This window comes from Streptomyces sp. SDr-06 (genome assembly GCF_003324565.1).
Lineage (GTDB): Bacteria > Actinomycetota > Actinomycetes > Streptomycetales > Streptomycetaceae > Streptomyces.
Genome location: NZ_QOLA01000020.1, coordinates 131,235 through 146,341 on the forward strand (window position 1 = coordinate 131,235; position 15,107 = coordinate 146,341).

Consider the following 15,107-nt stretch of genomic DNA (forward strand, 5'->3'; position numbering starts at 1 on the left):
GGCACAGAACGGCCCGTGGGTGAGCGCACCGCTACCTACGTCGGCTCAGGAGCTTCTCGGCCGGATGCGTCAGACCCAGCCGGTCACGCCGGTCAGGGGGTGTGGTGGACTTCGAGTGCGGCGCGCACGGCTGATTCGAGGGCGCCCTCGATCCAGGCGGGTTTGAGGGAGGTGTGGTCGCCGGCGAAGTGAAGGGGGCCTTCGGGGGTGGCGATGTTGTGGAACAGCTCGGTGTGCTGACCGGGCAGGAGTACGGATGCCTCGCCGTAGGCGTAGGGGTCGCGTGCCCAGCTCTGGGTGCGTCCGGCTCCGGTGTAGAAGACCTCGATGCGCTGGCCGTAGATCTCCTGGAGCCCGGCCAGGGCGTGGGGGTAGCGGGCTTCGTCGTCGAAGGCGTCCCAGCGCATGGCGTCGTCGGCCCAGGTGTAGGAGGCGAGGACGACACCGCCTTGGCTGCCCGGCACGGGGTGGGAGGGGTTGAACGTGAACCGGTTGGGGTTGTCGCTGACCGAGCCTCCGCCCAGGCTCGCCACTGGTCCGGGCTGGTCGCGGGAGGCCGAGCGGTAAGCGGCGTAGTAGGCACGCTGGTTGTCGGAGAGGCGTTCGCCGGTGACGGAGTCGTGCCGGCCGAGGAGGCTGCCGTCGTCGGGGGCCCGGCCGGTGCGGTAGGAGTCGTAGAGGCGGGGGGCGATGGTGGCGAGCTCGCGTTTCCAGTCGTCCTCGGTGAACTCCCACCAGCGGCGGCTGAATTCGAGGACGACCTTGGTGGCGCTGTCGTAGTGGAGTTCGGTGACGGCTCTGCGCTTCCCGTACGACATGAGGGGGGCGACCTGGATGTGCCGCAGTCCCGAGAACGGGACGGTGATGACGGCGAGGTCCGCGGTGAACTGCTCCCGCACCGGCGCTCCGTCGCGGCCTTCCGACACGGTGTCGACCCATACGTGCGGCCCGGCGGCGCTCACATGCGGGGTGTCTGTGTGGGGGCGGTCGGGGTGCCAGTACTCGATGCGGGTGACGCGGCGGTCGAAGCGGACACACGGCTCGACCTGCCGCAGCAGGGCGTCGGGCAGGGCAGCGGTGCCGCCGCGCAGTTCCCAGAAGGTGGTCTGGGGGCTGATCAGGGCGGCGTCGAGGAAGCTGTGCAGGAAGGAGAGCGGCAGGCGGGAGGTGATGTCTTCCAGACAGCCGACCAGGTCGATGGTTCCCTCGTCCAGTTTGGCGAACTCGCTCAGGAACCGGCGCATGGACCAGTCGCCGAAGCGCTCGATGACCCGCGCCCACCCGGCGATCATTTCGTCGACCGGCTTGTCCACGCGGCGCCCGTCGGGGCCCAGCGTGCTGAACTCGTCCCTGACCGGGGCCAGCGCATCGCTGAGGATCTTGCTGGAGGGGGTATTCCACAGGGCGCGGGGAATACCGAAGGAACGATTCACCCGCTGCGGGTTGCGCGCGTAGTCGGCCCGGCGTACCCGCAGGCCGTTGACGTGGATCCAGGTCTGCTGCGCAGGAGTTCCGTCCGGGTGTTCATCGACCAGGCGGAACTTCTGCCGCTCCACTCCCAGATGGTCGAGCAGTGCCATGACCAGCGGATGGCTCTGCGGAATGCGCATGGCTCCGAATTCCGCGTACTGGCGCGGGTCGGCGAACGGTTGCTGTGCGCGCTCGTGACCCCCGGTCCGGAACGTCTTGATCCGTCCGCCCGCACGGTTTCCGTTGGCCTCCAGCAGTGTGACCGTATGGCCTGCGCGCCGCAGCAGCATCGCGGTCACCAGGCCGGCCGGACCGGCCCCCACGACCAGCACGTTCTTCGGCCGTGCGGCGGAACGGGGAAGACCGCTGCCCACGAGCACTTGCCGGTAGGAGGGCACCAGATCCCGCCCGTCGCTCCCGCGCAGCAGCAGGGCCCGCGCGATCTCCCGGCACCGCTGGGGCAACGAGGGCTCCGTGGCGGGGAGCCGGAGAGCTTCCACGGTTGCGGAAGGAGAGGCGGCGCTGGGCGCGGCTCCTGTGGTGGCCAGCGCGGTCGCCGTCGCTGCGGCGGTGGCGGTAAAACCGCGCCGGGACAGGGAGTTGGGGCGGGAGGACATCCCGACCGGTCGAGACGATTGCATAGCCACACCATGCAATGCCGTACATCGCAGTCCGGGCTTCCCGCTCACGCGCGCACCCGTCTTTAGCCCAAACAGCCCATCCCGCAGCGCCCTGGGCCCACGCGACCCCAAGGGGGCGAGCCGGGAGTGGTGCTCACCGCACCAGGCCACCGGTTCACCGGGCAGACCGATCCAGTTCCCACGCGAAGACCTCTATGCGGAAGCGTCGAGCTGGTCGAAGCGGGCCAAGGTCTGCCGGTAGGCGTCCGGTTCGATCCCGAGGGGCGGGTTGAAGGAGTGCTGCAGGCTCGATACGAGATACACGCCGAACCCCAGGACGGTCCCCAGCAGGATCATCACGAGCATGTGCCGCGGGCCGGCGTTGATGCCGACCAGGGCCGGAAACAGGACGACCAGCAGGGCTGTGGCGATCAGGGCGTAGAAGATCGGGTCGGGAACCGTCCACCGCATGTCGCTGGAACGCTGATTGCGCGCCGTGGACACCGTGTCCAGCGCCGTGGCCAGCGTCTCCTGCGCGGTCTTCTGCGGGTCGCTCGCTCCCTGCGCGTGTGACGCCGTCAGCCTCGCTCCGTCGAGCATGCCCGAGGCCCGGGAGCTCATCTCCTGGTGTCGCATCAGCTCCCATTCCGGTCCGTTCACTTCTGTCACGTAGGCCCTGAGTTGGCGTCGCGTCGGTTGACCCTGCGCCGGGGGCAGCGCACCGGCGGCGACATAGGCGGACTCCAGGCCCCGGGCCTCCTGATAGGTGTGATCGCTCGCGGCATTGCGCTGCTGCCAGGAACTGGCCACCAGGAAGGCCGCTGTCAAGACGAACAGCGCCAATGTGGCGCTTCCGACGAACGCCAGTGCCGGAGCCTCCAAATGCGCCCTCTTCGAGGCCTCGCTGCGCGAAAGCGCCCAGGTAAGTCCCCATGCGGCTGCCGCACCCACGCATGCGCACACAATTCCCACGCCGAACATGTCAGTCCCCTTTCTTGCTTTTTGATGTGCGTGATGCGGAGGTGACGGCCACCAGAAGGGCGGGGAAAAGCACGATCAGCAACGTGAGGAATGCCCAGTCCATCCCCTCGTCCAGCTGACCGGCCCGATGGGGAGCGGTGCGAGCGGCCGCTGCTGTCCCCGGGGGCAACGGCGCCGCGGTCGGCACCAGGGCCTCGGCGTTGCCCGGCACATCGCCGGCCGGGGCGAGGAACAGGTCCCCCGGCAAGGCAGGAACCGGGCCCGGTGGGAGGGGAGGCCGTGCCGCGGCCGGGGGGAAGGGCGCTGCGCCGGCTGCCGGGAGAGGTGCTGGGGTCGCCGGGGGTGCGGGCGGTGCCCCGGACGACGCGAGCCGGGGGGCCTGCGCGGGGGGCCGGGCTTGGCCATCGCGACCGGGCGCGCCGAGGGGCGGGCGCTGTCTTCCGCTGTCGGCCCGGCCCGGCGAGGAGAGCGGGGCAGGCTGGTGCGGAAGAGCCGCCGGCGGCGGAAGCGGCACGCTGTATTCAGCGGCCGCCTGCGCGGCAAGAGCCAAGGGCGGCAGCAGGGTCCCGGCCGGGGCAACAGCCCGGTCCGCGGTCGTTCCCGACACCTGTGCCACCGACTCGTGCCGACCGGGCTGCCCGGGCGCGGGCGCCCAGCACTCCAGCCGGGCCCGGGACGGCAAACTGCGCGGCAGGCCCATCCCCGAAGCGCACTGCAAAGCCGCCGCATTCAGGGGCGGATCCGACAACTGCACATGCTCCAGCGGCGCAGCCCCTGCGTACTCAAGGCGGTAGGAGAGACGTTTCTGCGACGCGGTCCGTTGGAGAGACAACACCGAGGCGTGGGCGTCGTACCCCGCGACGGCGGAGGCACGGGCGGGCCCGTACTCCTCCCACGCCGGGACGCCGGAGGCGGTCACCCGACCGACGTGCCGTCCCGCCACGGCTCGCACGGAAGCCTGGCACACCATCGTCCCCAGCGGCGCCAAGGACGCCCGAGGACACCGCGCGACGCCCCCTGCCGCCTGTCCGTCGACCACCCGCACGTTGCGCAACGCGTATTCGGCGAAATTACGCAGCCGGTAGATGCGCACCAGTTCCTGATCCGCCCTCACTTGGACACCGGCGGACGGAACACTATTCGTCGAGACCGTCATCCTCAGCGCAGCGCCGTCCCCACCTCCCAGAGGCGCCAATCCGAGCAGGCAAACTCCGACACCGGCCAAGGCCACCGCTTTCACCCTGCCGGACAACCTGTGACAGGCATTCATCTCGGCATTATCAAATCCCGCGGGGCAGGCGGAGGTCTCGGCGCGCGGAATGCGCGGAGACTGAAACGGCATGATCGGCAAGAGGCGCCGCGATCTTCAGGAAACGGTTCGCATCGACGGCCCGCGGCAGCCGTCGTGCCGACCCCGGTCAGCGGCGCATGGGAATCCCTCCGGCAACGCCGCCCGCGACCCTCGGCCACACTCGGACGATCCCCTGAGCTGACGCTGCATCAGTCAATTCGCCCTGCGGTCAGGCCCGGCCCGTCCGCCACGTCGGCGCCCGGCGATAATCGACCGATGAACTCCCTGGAACGCCCCATGCCTCCCCTGAATGGTGACGAGCGCACCACGCTCGAAAGCTGGCTCGACTTTCATCGCACCACCCTGGCCATGAAGTGCGAGGGTCTGGACGATGAGCAGGCCGCCGCTGCGAGCGTGCCGCCGTCCGGCTTCACCCTGACCGGGCTCGTCCAGCACATGGCGGAAGTCGAGCGAAACTGGTTCCGCCGCGTGCTCGCCGGAGAACAGGCCCCGCCCATCTACGATCCGCAGGCAGACCCGACCGCTCCCGACGGCGGCTTCGAACTGGCCGAGGGCACCACCCTGCGCGACGCCCTCTCCACTTGGCGGGGCGAGATCGCCCGCGCCCGCGAACACTGTGCCGCCTTCGCCCTGACCGACACGGGTCGCTTCATGGAGCAGGACGTCAACCTCCGCTGGATCTACATCCACATGATCGAGGAGTACGCCCGCCACAATGGCCACGCGGACCTCCTCAGGGAACGTATCGACGGCGCCACCGGTGTGTAACGCCAACTCCCGTGGCGTGCGCCCTGTCGACGAGGACGCGTAGACACCAGCGGGGGCGCCCATGACGGGTCGACCATGACCACGCTCCCTGCGAGGGGCCCGCCTGGGCCATCCCGTGCCGGGACCCTCCTGCCCCGTGGTGCGGCAGGCACGTTAACGTGAGGGAATTCCCAGGTCATGGGCCCCGTGCCCACCAGGATTCAGAACAACAAGGGGCGGACGGCGTGACGGAGATCCTGACCATTCTGGGGCTGTTGGTGCTGCCGACCGTCGGACTCGCTCTGCTGCTCGCCTATCTCGTACGGCGGCTGCTGGTGATGCGCCGGGTCGTCCTGCACGGTGAGTCCGCCGTGGCCGAGTGCGTCGAGGTCCGGGACGTCGCCTCGCACTCCACCGACATGGGTGGCCACCGCTTTCACCTCTTCGCGTTCGTGACCCGCGACGGCCGTCGCATCACCTACACCGAGGACGCCGTGGCCTCGTACACCCACATCGGATACCGGGCCACGGTCCACTACGATCCAGCAGACCCTGCCCGCACGGCCACGATCGTAGGCAGGGACGACCTGGCACCGGTGCTGGTGCCTGGCTGCGCGGCGCTCGGCATCGGTGCCGCGCTCGCGATCCTCCTGTGGATCGACGTCTCGGTGCTGTTTCCGTAGCGATTGCCGCACCGATCCCGGGGGCTCGCAGTCATCGGGTCCGCAGCGGGCGTTCCGCGCCCGTGCGGTATGCACACCCTCGACGGCCGCCGGTCGGAAAAGCGGTGGCAGGGGTGGCCGGTCGTGGTGAAGATCGCTGCATGTCCACCTTCCTGGAGACCGACCGGCTCGTCCTGCGCGCGTTCGCGGCGACCGACACCGACCACCTGCTCGCCCTGGACCGTGCTCCCGAGGTCATGCGCTTCATCAACGGAGGACGGCCCACCAGCCGTGAGGCGATCGAGACGCGGGTCCTGCCGCGTCTCCTGCGTGATTACCCGTGTTGGGGCACCCGTGGCTACTGGGCCGTGGAGGAGAAGACCACGGCCACCTGGCTGGGTTGGTTCGAATTCCGGCCGTTGGACGAGCGCAGCCCCGCAGTGGTCGAACTCGGCTACCGCCTGAACCAGGCGGCGTGGGGGCGCGGTTACGCCACGGAGGGGTCCAGGGCGCTGATCCACAAGGGGTTCACGGAACTGGGGGTCGAGAGGGTCACGGCGAACACGATGGCCGTCAACAGCCGCTCCCGCCGCGTCATGGAGAAGGCGGGACTGTCCTTCGTGCGGAACTACACCGGGGACTGGCCGGAGGCGATCGAGGGCTCGGAGCACGGTGAAGTCGAGTACGTACTCACGCGCGCCGAGTGGGAGCAGGGGTAGGCAGGCACACGCGACTCGGATGCGGGGAGCGGCCGGGGTTGGCCGGTCGGTCTGCTGGAGGGTGGTACAGAGAGGGGGCGCGGGTCTGAGAGTGTTGAGGGATGGAAATCCGTCGCAGGAACAACGTCACGGTCACCGGCAACCCGCAGGGGCGCACGGTGGTGCTGGCGCACGGCTTCGGCTGTGACCAGAACATGTGGCGGCTCACCGTGCCTGCCCTGGCCCGGGACTACCGGATCGTACTGTTCGACTACGTGGGGTCAGGACGCTCGGACCTGTCCGCGTTCTCCGAGGACCGCTATGGCTCCTTGGACGGATATGCCCGCGACGTGGTGGAGATATGTGAAGCCCTCGATGTGCGTGAGGCGGTGTTCGTGGGGCACTCCGTGAGCGCGATGATCGGCGTGCTCGCCGCGGCCCTGGCCCCGGACCGCATCGGCGCGCACGTGATGGTCGCTCCTTCCCCGCGCTACATCGACGACGAGGGGTACCGAGGCGGGTTTAGCCCCCAGGACATCGAGGAACTCCTCGCGTCGTTGGAGTCGAACTATCTGGGGTGGTCCGCAGCGATGGCACCGGTGATCATGGGGAACGCGGAACGACCGGAGCTGGGAGACGAGCTGACGACCAGCTTCTGTGCGACCGATCCGGACATGGCGCGGGTCTTCGCCCGCACCACGTTCCTGTCCGATTCCCGCGACGACCTGAAGGGCGTGCGGGTGCCGACGCTGGTGCTGGAGTGCACGCAGGACGCCATCGCTCCGCGCGAGGTCGGTGCGTACGTCCACCAGGCGATCGAGGGCTCGGAGTTGGTGACTCTCGACGCGACCGGCCACTGCCCCCATCTGTCCGCGCCCGGCGTCACCAACGTTGCCATCACCTCGTTCTTGAGGACGCTCGCGTGACGTGCCACACAGGACAGCAGTCGGATCCGCCCGACCCGCGGGACAGCGGCCCTGCGCCGACGCCGAACGCGGCGTTCGCGGCGCTGCTGGAGGACAGCGCCGAGGAGCTGTACGACCAGGCGCCCTGCGGTTACCTGTCCACCTTGATGGACGGCACCATCGCGAAGGTCAACAGCACGTTGCTGAGCTGGCTGGGTCTGGAGCGCGAGGCGGTGGTGGGCCGGATGCGGTTCACGGACCTGCTGACGGTGGGCGGCAAGCTGTATCACGAGACGCACTTCGCCCCCCTGCTCCAGATGCACGGCGAGATAAACGGCATAGCCCTGGAGATCAGGCGAGCCGACGGCGCACGCGTACCGGTTCTGGTGTCCTCCGTGGTCAAGCGGGGTGACAGCGGTGAGGCGCTGTTGATCCGCACCACTCTCTTCGACGCGCGCGACCGGCGCGCCTACGAGGAAGAGCTCCTGCGTGGCCGGCAGGCCGCCGAGGAAGCGCGACGACAGGCGGAGGCGGACCGCGCCCGGCTGCAGGACGCGCTCGCCGTTCTGCAGAAGTCACTGCTCCCCGACGTCCTGCCGCCGATCCCTGGCATGGAGACGGCGGCTTACTACCACACGGCCTCGCCGGACCGGCTCGGCGGCGACTTCTACGACGTCTTCCCCATCGACGGCAAGCGCTACGGCTTCTTTCTCGGGGACGTATGCGGCAAGGGCCCACAGGCCGCCGCGGTCACGTCGCTGACGCGCTACACCCTGCGCGCGGCGGCCCTGCACGACCCCGACCCGGTCTCCGTTCTCACCACCCTGAACACCGTGCTGCACGAGCGGTACAACGGGGGTGACCCGCGGTACTGCACCGCCATCTTCGGTGTCGTGGAGCCGGACCCCACGACCGGCGAGACGTCGGTGAGCCTGGCCTCGGGCGGACATCCCCCCGCTCTCGTCCTGCGCGCCGACGGCACCGCGGACTTCCTGCCCACCCCGGGCGGTCTCCTGGTCGGCATTCTTCCCGCCGCCCACTTCGCCACCGCCACCACCACCTTGGCGCAGGGCGACACACTGCTGCTCTACACCGACGGTCTCACCGAGGCCCGTACCGGTGAGAACAGGACTGCCCTTTATGGTGACCAGGCGCTGCACGCCTTCGCCACCGAGCTCGCCGGCCAGTCACCCCAGGCCGTCGTTCAAGCCCTGACCGGTCTCTTGGACGACTTCGGTGACGGCCTCGACGACGACACCGCCTTGATGGCCCTCGGTGTCCCGGCCGTCCCCCACCAGTAGCCCAACTCACAGACGAAAACCGCAGAATGAACCCGCTGGTACTTACTCTCCGCGCCACCCCCACCGGCCCTGTTCTCCAGATCGACGGGGACCTGGACTACGCCACCGCGCCCACACTGCGCGAGCGCCTTCAGGCCCTCGACCTCCAGCCCGGCCAACGACTCGTCCTGGACCTGAGCGGTCTGCGTTTCTGTGATTCGAGCGGCATTACCGCGATGATCGCCGCACACAACCACACCGCGACCGCCGATGCCGGGTTCGCTCTTGCCAATGTCCCCGCTCGCACCCTCTCCGTGCTCCGGACCGTCGGCCTCGATCAGATCTTCCCGGTTCTCCCCGCCAGTGGTACACCGGACGTACTCTGATCCGACTTTGCGAACTCCGGGATCGGAGGCGGGAGAAGGGGAATTAACTCGCGGGATGCTTACTGGTACCCGGGATTCCGGGCACCACCCACGCGCGCGTGCACTTCCCCGTGCCTGCTGGGACACCGATGGGGGGGGCTCCCCGTCCCGGCAGGACGGGGAGCCCCCACATGTGGATTACGTGTGGCTGGCGTCTACCAGCGGTACCAGCGTGCGCTTCCGCCCTTGGGTCGGGCGACGAACCCGATCAGCCAGGCGATGAGCACGATGACGGCGATCCACCAGAGCGCCTTGAGTGCGAAACCCGCACCGAAGAGGATCAGGGCCAGCAGAAGAACGAGAAGCAGGGGAACCATAGTTATCAACCTCCGAGCAAGCGGATGCCCCGCCGACGCAGGCTTACACCGTCGTAACGCGACTGTTTATGAGATTCTCGACCGGGCATTCGTCTTTCCCCTTTCTGCTGGAGAAGCGGCTCGGCGCGTGGTGTCGTCGACACGACTGCTGGATCCTTCAAGACGATGCGATCGTGCCTGTTTGCGGCGGCGGATATGGGACACGCGATTCCTTGAGTGCAATACGGCTAACCGTGGTGCAAGAGGAGTTGAGTGCAATGGCAGGCGATGAGAAGACGCAGTCCAAGGTCGAGCAGGCCAAGGGCAAGGTCAAGGAGAAGGCGGGCAGCGCGGTCGGCAACGAGCGCCTGGAGGCCGAAGGCCGCGCCGAGCAGGCCAAGGGCGACGCTCGCGAGGCGAAGGAGAAGGTGAAGGACGTCTTCAAGGACTGACCGGCACCTCTCCGCCGACACGGCTCGTGGCCGGGGCCGCACCACCTGGTGCGGCCCCGGCCACGAGAGTGTGCAGACCTCCCCGACGCCCCTGGAGCCGGTAGCGGCAGCCACGCTTCCCGTACTCGCCCGTGGGGGGTCGTGATCCAACTGCCCAGCTGTGCAGGCCGGCAGCGGGCGTCGGCGGCGATTCACGTGAGAGCATCCGCCCATGAGTAGCGACCTGGAAGTGAGTGCTCTGGCGATCAACGTCACGATCCCGCAGGCTCTCCGTTGGACGGACGCTCGACGTGGTGAGGAGTTCACCCTGACCACGCTCAACGTCCGGCTTCTCCCGGACGGGCACCTGGCAGTAAAGGCCTACGGCCGACCCGTCGCCGGTGGTCGAGGGGCATACGTCTCGTTCCCGGTACCCGACCAACCCGAACTGGCGGCTCTCGTCGCCGAGGCTGCCAGCCGTGCCGGAGAGTTGTGGGCCGCCCATCGTGGTCTCGGCTGAGCCCGTGGAATGCCGGGAGCGGTGCCTGGCGGCCTGCTGGGGTCAGTCGGTCAGTGCGGTGAGAGTGGCCTCCAAGCCGGCCGTCGTCGGCCGGTTGTGGGGGAGCCTGGCGAGGATCTTGGCCATGCCGCAGGTGTCGGTCAGCGCGGACAGGACAAGGCCTCCGGCTACGCCCGCGGCCACCCAGCGCGCAGCGCTGAGGCGCTGTCCGGCGATCACTCCGGCCAGGACGAGGGATCCGGCGGCGAGGCGCACCTGGCGGTCCATGGCCCAGGAGGTGCTGGGGCCGGTGGGGCGGCGGATGTCGTGACCGCGCTGCGTCCAGGCGTTGGTGCCGCCGGTGAGGGTGGCGGCGGTGACGCCGTGGTCGGCCAGGCGCCGGCAGGCGGTCGCGGCTCGGGCGCCGGAGGCGCACACAATGAGGAGGCCGCCGCGACGGGCCGCGTCCTTCAGGGCGGGCAACGCTGTATTGAGGCGGTCGAGGGGGATGTTGTGGGCACCGGGCAGGTGACCGGAGGCGTACTCGCCGGGCGTGCGCACGTCGATGACGGTCAGCTCGTGAAGGCAGGCGTTGGCCTGGTCGGCGGAGAGTGAGGTGGGCGTGGGCACGCGGGACTTTCCTTCGCTGGGTTGGGGTTACCCCTTCGGTAGGATACCCGCGGGGGTATTTCGAAGGAGCGTGGGCTGTGGAACTGGCGATGGCGGCTGAGGAACTGAAGACGGTGGTCAACCGGCTGCGGCGGGCGCAGGGCCAGATCGCCGGTGTGATCAAGATGATCGAGGAGGGACGGGACTGCGAGGAAGTGGTCACGCAGCTCGCGGCGGCCTCGCGGGCGCTGGACAAGGCGGGTTTCGCCATCATCGCCACCGGCTTGCAGCACTGCCTGACCGATGAGGACATGGCCGCTTCCGGCGACCGGGAGCACATGCGTGCGCGGCTGGAGAAGCTGTTCCTCTCTCTGGCCTGAGCACGGGGGCCGCGGGCACCTCGTACGCCGTGGGGCTCCTCACGTGAGAGCGTCGGTCAGCATGAGGGCGGCCACCGCGAGCAGGACAACGGCGAAAGTGCGCTGAAGGCGTGGGCCGGTGACCTTGGCGGCCAGACGTTTGCCGTCCCAGGCGCCGAGGATCGCCGCTCCGGTGAAGGGGCCGATCACCGCCCAGTCCAGGCCGGCGGCGGTGGCGCCACGCGTGGCCAGGGAAGCCAGCGAGTTCGTCGAGATGACAAGCAAGCTGGTGCCGACGGCGGCCTGCATCTCGAACGCCAGGACGGTGACCAGGGCCGGGACGGCGAGGAAGCCTCCGCCGATGCCGAGCAGGCCGGTCAGCGCGCCCAGCCCGGCGCCGGCGCCAACCGCTCTGGCGGGCCGGGCCTCGTGTGGCTCGGAGCCGGTCGTGGCGGGGCTGGGGCGCAGCATTTTCACGGCGGCGAGGGCGGCGACGGCAGCGAACGCGGCGGTCAACGCGGCCTGCGGCAGGCGGGATGCGGCGGCTCCGGCCGCAGCGGCGGGCAGGAGTCCGGCCCCGGCGAAGAGGGCACCGGCCTTCCAGCGGACGTGGCCGGTACGGGCGTGGGCGTACAGGGCGGTGAGGGAGGTGGCGGTGACGATGATCAGGGCGGCGGTGGTCGCGGCGGCCGGGGTGAAGCCGAGCAGGTAGATCAGCGCGGGCACCGCCAGGACGCTGCCGCCTCCGCCGAGCGCGCCGAGCGCGAGTCCGACCACGGCACCCGCCATCAGGGCAAGGATCAGCGCGCTCACGCTATGACACCGTCGCCGCGGCCACCGGAGAGCGGCCGCCCCGCCCGGGCCCAGGCGGCCATGCCGCCGACGACGTCGGTGGCCTCGATGCCGCGCCGGGCCAGCAGCTTGGCAGCCGCCTGGGAACGGTGACCGGAGCGACAGATCGCGACGATCGGTTTGCCCTGCAAGGTTTCCGGGAGGGGGTCCCCGGCCAGCAGACGGGAGAGCGGCAGGTGCAGCGCGCCGGGCGCATGACTCGCCTTCCACTCGGGTGCTTCGCGGACATCGAGCAGGACGGCTGTGCCGTCACCGGTCCGCTGATGGGCCTGCTCGGGAGTGAGGCGGGCGGGGCCGGTGCGAAGGAGCGAGAACATCATGTGATCCGTTTCGTGCGGGTGGCCGGAGGCGCGGGTCAGTCGGCATCGGGGCGGATGAGTGCCAGCCCCGCCTCGTGGGCGGCGTCGAAGCCGTCGTCGACAGCGACCACGCCTCGGCCGGCGGCGTCGAGCAGGGAGGCGGCTATCGCCGCGCGCATCCCACCCGCGCAGTGCACCCACACCACACCGTCCGGCACCTCGCCGATGCGGCCGGGCAGTTCGTGGATCGGGATGTGGACGGAGCCCTCGATGTAGCCGACCGCGCGTTCGGAGTCTCGGCGTACATCCAGAACGGTCACGTCGTCACCGCGCTCACGAACATCGGCGAGGTCGGCGAATCGGGCGCGGGGGAAGGAGGCGAGCTGTTCGCCGTCCCGGATCCAGCCCGCCGGGTCACCGGTGGCGACGGCGGCCGGGCGGTCGATGCCCACCCGCACGACTTCCCGCTGCGCGCGGGTGATCTGCTCGGGGGTGTCGGCGAGCAGCGTCACAGGCTTGCCCCACGGGATCAGCCAGGCCAGGTACGTGGCGAGCTGGCCCTCGCCTTCGAAGTTGAACGATCCGGCCACATGCCCCTCGGCGAAGGCCCTCCGGTTGCGCAGATCCACCACCCACTCACCCGCGGCCAACCGAGCGGCGATCTCTTCCGCGTCCGCACGCTTCGGCGAGGTGAGGTCGACCGGCGTGGGGCCGGCCGCATTGGCCGGTCCCATGTGTGCGTAGTACGCGGGTGCGTCGTCCAGGCCGGACAGCATCCGGGCGAGGAAATCGTCGACGCCCAGGGTCAGTGCGTCGTTCGTCGTGCGTTCCTTGCCGATCGTGGTGGCGTTCCCCCGACTCTGGGAAGAGGAGCAGAAACTGCCGAACCCGTGGGTGGGCAGCACCGGCACTTCGTCGGCAAGCTCCTCGGCCAGCCGATGGGCGGAGGCGTACTGGGCGCGAGCCATCTGCTCGGTCAGTCGCGGCTCGACCAGGTCCGGGCGGCCCACCGTGCCGATCAGCAGCGACCCGCCGGTGAATGCCGCCACACCGTGCCCGTACTCGGACAGGGCGTAGGAAGTGTGGTGCGGGGTGTGGCCGGGAGTGGCGATCGCGCGCAGCACCAGGCCCTCGTCCACCGTCACGGCGTCGCCGTCGGCCACAGGGACCCGGTCGAACGACACGCGTGCTTCCGCCGGCACCAGGTACTGGGCGCCGGTGACGCGGGCCAACTCCAGTCCGCCGCTGACGTAGTCGTTGTGCACATGGGTCTCGGCCACGAAGGCGATGCGCACACCGCGACGGGCCGCTGCGGCGATGACCTGGTCGATGTCGCGCGGCGGGTCGACGGCCACCGCGCTGTGGGGCCCGCCGGCCAGATAGCTGCGGTTGCCCAGGCCCTCGAACTCCAGGGTGTCGACAAAGAACACGGCTTACGACTCCTTCCGAACGCTGTACCCCGGGGGGTATCTGATATTCACCATAACAGGGGTACCCCCGGGGGTATTCCGACGGTATCTGGAACGGTCTGATGGCACCGCTCGGCGCCTGCGTACCCCGGGTCTCGGTCCGCCCCTCGCGCGCCGAGGCATGGTTGGTGGGGGAGAGTTGTGGACGTGGCTGATGTGTCTGATGTGGATGCGATCACGCGGGAGCTCTACGGGTTGAGGCCGGACGAGTTCACCGCCGGGCGGGACGCGTATGTGGCCCGGGCGCGTGCGGCGGGCGAGAGCGTCGCGGCGAAGCAGATCAAGGCTCTGCGCAAGCCGACCCTGGCGGTGTGGGCCGCGAACCTCCTGGCCCGCTCCGAAGCGGACCAGACGCGGCGACTGCTGGAGCTGGGGCAGGCGCTGCGAGAGGCCCACCGAACGCTGGCGGGTGAAGAGCTGCGGGAGCTGTCGCACCAGCGGCACGAAGTGATCGCCGCCATGGCCGGTCAAGCCCGCCGACTGGCCGACGAAGCGGGCCAGCCCATCACCGAAGGCGCCCAGCACGATGTCGAGCAGATCCTCCATGCTGTCCTCGCCGACCCGGACACCGCCCAGACCTGGGCGGCGGGTGTCCTGGCGAAGCCACCCCCCGCGGCGGTCGGCTTCGAGAACCTGGAACCCGCACCCGGCACGGCCGCGCCCCGAACGAAGAAGCGCCCTCCCACCGCCCCCGTAGCGACAGGGGCCCCGGCCCCCGGGCCCGTACAGGCGGACACCAGGGAGGAGAAGCGCGCCCGTGCCAGGGTGGACCGCACCTCGCAGGAGTACCAGGAAGCCGAGGAAGAGCTCGCGCTCGCGGAGAAGGAACTCACCCGGAGCCGTGCACGGCTCGAACCACTCGACCAGCAGATCGCGACCCTGCAGGAACAGCTTCAGACCGCGCGCGAGCAACACAGCCACTACGCCACGGAGGCGGACACGGCACTCCGGCGCCAGCAGCGGGCCGACAAGAAGGCGCGGACCGCGCGGACCGCAGCCGAAGAAGCGCAGAAGGCGCTCGACGAGCTCCATCGGGGTAAGCGGCGCCGGTAACCCCGTGTTCACGACGACCGATGCGCCGTGAGGTGGGCCTCGGCTGAAGAGACCCGTCGGTGTGACGCGGGACCGATTTGGCCCCCTCGGCATCCAGCCCGCCGCCTCCGGCTGAACGACCCGGACCGATGCTGAACGGG

General features: G+C 69.8%; 17 protein-coding genes. 10 read left to right on the forward strand and 7 right to left on the reverse strand.

Going from position 1 to position 15,107, the window contains the following annotated elements; all coding sequences use genetic code 11:
- Window positions 1-92 precede the first annotated feature (92 nt).
- Together DT019_RS30690 and DT019_RS30695 are read right to left on the reverse strand one after the other, a co-directional pair.
- On the reverse strand, window positions 93-2,087 hold the full coding sequence (locus DT019_RS30690; RefSeq protein ID WP_189390073.1) for a flavin monoamine oxidase family protein: 1,995 nt from the start codon (window positions 2,085-2,087) through the stop codon (window positions 93-95).
- Window positions 2,088-2,303: 216 nt separating this feature from the next.
- Window positions 2,304-3,071 carry a DUF4239 domain-containing protein gene (locus DT019_RS30695; protein ID WP_114040223.1) on the reverse strand — a complete coding sequence of 256 codons (768 nt, stop codon included), beginning with the start codon at window positions 3,069-3,071 and terminating at the stop codon, window positions 2,304-2,306.
- A gap of 1,567 nt (window positions 3,072-4,638) precedes the next feature.
- On the opposite strand from DT019_RS30695, the gene DT019_RS30700 reads away from it, so the two are divergent.
- The 6 genes from DT019_RS30700 to DT019_RS30725 all read left to right on the forward strand — a co-directional run bounded on the left by DT019_RS30700 (window position 4,639) and on the right by DT019_RS30725 (window position 9,061).
- Window positions 4,639-5,151, forward strand: a complete 513-nt coding sequence (locus tag DT019_RS30700; RefSeq protein WP_114040224.1) for a DinB family protein — start codon at window positions 4,639-4,641, stop codon at window positions 5,149-5,151.
- A gap of 224 nt (window positions 5,152-5,375) precedes the next feature.
- The gene (locus DT019_RS30705) at window positions 5,376-5,813 is read left to right on the forward strand and encodes a DUF3592 domain-containing protein (RefSeq protein WP_189390075.1); all 438 of its coding nucleotides are present in this window, start codon (window positions 5,376-5,378) and stop codon (window positions 5,811-5,813) included.
- 140 nt (window positions 5,814-5,953) lie between these two features.
- The gene (locus tag DT019_RS30710) at window positions 5,954-6,511 is read left to right on the forward strand and encodes a GNAT family N-acetyltransferase (RefSeq protein ID WP_114040226.1); all 558 of its coding nucleotides are present in this window, start codon (window positions 5,954-5,956) and stop codon (window positions 6,509-6,511) included.
- Window positions 6,512-6,612: 101 nt separating this feature from the next.
- A complete protein-coding gene (locus DT019_RS30715) occupies window positions 6,613-7,416 on the forward strand; it encodes an alpha/beta fold hydrolase (RefSeq protein ID WP_114040227.1) in 804 nt (267 codons plus the stop codon).
- On the forward strand, window positions 7,413-8,696 hold the full coding sequence (locus tag DT019_RS30720) for a PP2C family protein-serine/threonine phosphatase (protein ID WP_114040228.1): 1,284 nt from the start codon (window positions 7,413-7,415) through the stop codon (window positions 8,694-8,696). Before DT019_RS30715 ends, DT019_RS30720 begins: the two co-directional genes overlap by 4 nt.
- A gap of 26 nt (window positions 8,697-8,722) precedes the next feature.
- Window positions 8,723-9,061 (forward strand): STAS domain-containing protein, encoded by a 339-nt coding sequence (locus DT019_RS30725; RefSeq protein WP_114040229.1) that lies wholly within the window; start codon window positions 8,723-8,725, stop codon window positions 9,059-9,061.
- 194 nt (window positions 9,062-9,255) lie between these two features.
- Here DT019_RS30725 and DT019_RS30730 read toward each other — a convergent pair whose 3' ends face one another.
- Window positions 9,256-9,417 carry a hydrophobic protein gene (locus DT019_RS30730; RefSeq protein WP_114040230.1) on the reverse strand — a complete coding sequence of 54 codons (162 nt, stop codon included), beginning with the start codon at window positions 9,415-9,417 and terminating at the stop codon, window positions 9,256-9,258.
- Window positions 9,418-9,674: 257 nt separating this feature from the next.
- On the opposite strand from DT019_RS30730, the gene DT019_RS30735 reads away from it, so the two are divergent.
- Together DT019_RS30735 and DT019_RS30740 are read left to right on the forward strand one after the other, a co-directional pair.
- Window positions 9,675-9,848, forward strand: a complete 174-nt coding sequence (locus tag DT019_RS30735; RefSeq protein WP_114040231.1) for a CsbD family protein — start codon at window positions 9,675-9,677, stop codon at window positions 9,846-9,848.
- A gap of 211 nt (window positions 9,849-10,059) precedes the next feature.
- Window positions 10,060-10,347: a hypothetical protein gene (locus tag DT019_RS30740; protein WP_114040232.1), complete on the forward strand. Its 288-nt coding sequence runs from the start codon at window positions 10,060-10,062 to the stop codon at window positions 10,345-10,347.
- Window positions 10,348-10,389: 42 nt separating this feature from the next.
- Here the strand turns inward: DT019_RS30740 and DT019_RS30745 are convergent, their stop codons facing one another.
- Window positions 10,390-10,956 (reverse strand): rhodanese-like domain-containing protein, encoded by a 567-nt coding sequence (locus tag DT019_RS30745; protein WP_114040233.1) that lies wholly within the window; start codon window positions 10,954-10,956, stop codon window positions 10,390-10,392.
- 77 nt (window positions 10,957-11,033) lie between these two features.
- On the opposite strand from DT019_RS30745, the gene DT019_RS30750 reads away from it, so the two are divergent.
- On the forward strand, window positions 11,034-11,315 hold the full coding sequence (locus DT019_RS30750; RefSeq protein ID WP_114040234.1) for a metal-sensitive transcriptional regulator: 282 nt from the start codon (window positions 11,034-11,036) through the stop codon (window positions 11,313-11,315).
- Window positions 11,316-11,354: 39 nt separating this feature from the next.
- Here DT019_RS30750 and DT019_RS30755 read toward each other — a convergent pair whose 3' ends face one another.
- From DT019_RS30755 to DT019_RS30765, 3 genes are read right to left on the reverse strand one after another with little or no spacing between them, the layout of a single operon-like run.
- Entirely contained in the window at window positions 11,355-12,107 is a 753-nt protein-coding gene (locus DT019_RS30755) for a sulfite exporter TauE/SafE family protein (protein ID WP_114040235.1), read from the reverse strand.
- Window positions 12,104-12,463, reverse strand: coding sequence for a rhodanese-like domain-containing protein (locus DT019_RS30760; RefSeq protein ID WP_114040236.1), 360 nt, complete (start codon window positions 12,461-12,463; stop codon window positions 12,104-12,106). The genes DT019_RS30755 and DT019_RS30760 overlap by 4 nt, the downstream gene beginning before the upstream one ends.
- Window positions 12,464-12,501: 38 nt before the next feature.
- Window positions 12,502-13,875 carry an MBL fold metallo-hydrolase gene (locus tag DT019_RS30765; protein ID WP_114040237.1) on the reverse strand — a complete coding sequence of 458 codons (1,374 nt, stop codon included), beginning with the start codon at window positions 13,873-13,875 and terminating at the stop codon, window positions 12,502-12,504.
- 186 nt (window positions 13,876-14,061) lie between these two features.
- Here DT019_RS30765 and DT019_RS30770 point away from each other — a divergent pair, with 186 nt between their 5' ends.
- Entirely contained in the window at window positions 14,062-14,967 is a 906-nt protein-coding gene (locus tag DT019_RS30770) for a hypothetical protein (RefSeq protein ID WP_147267366.1), read from the forward strand.
- Window positions 14,968-15,107 lie beyond the last annotated feature (140 nt).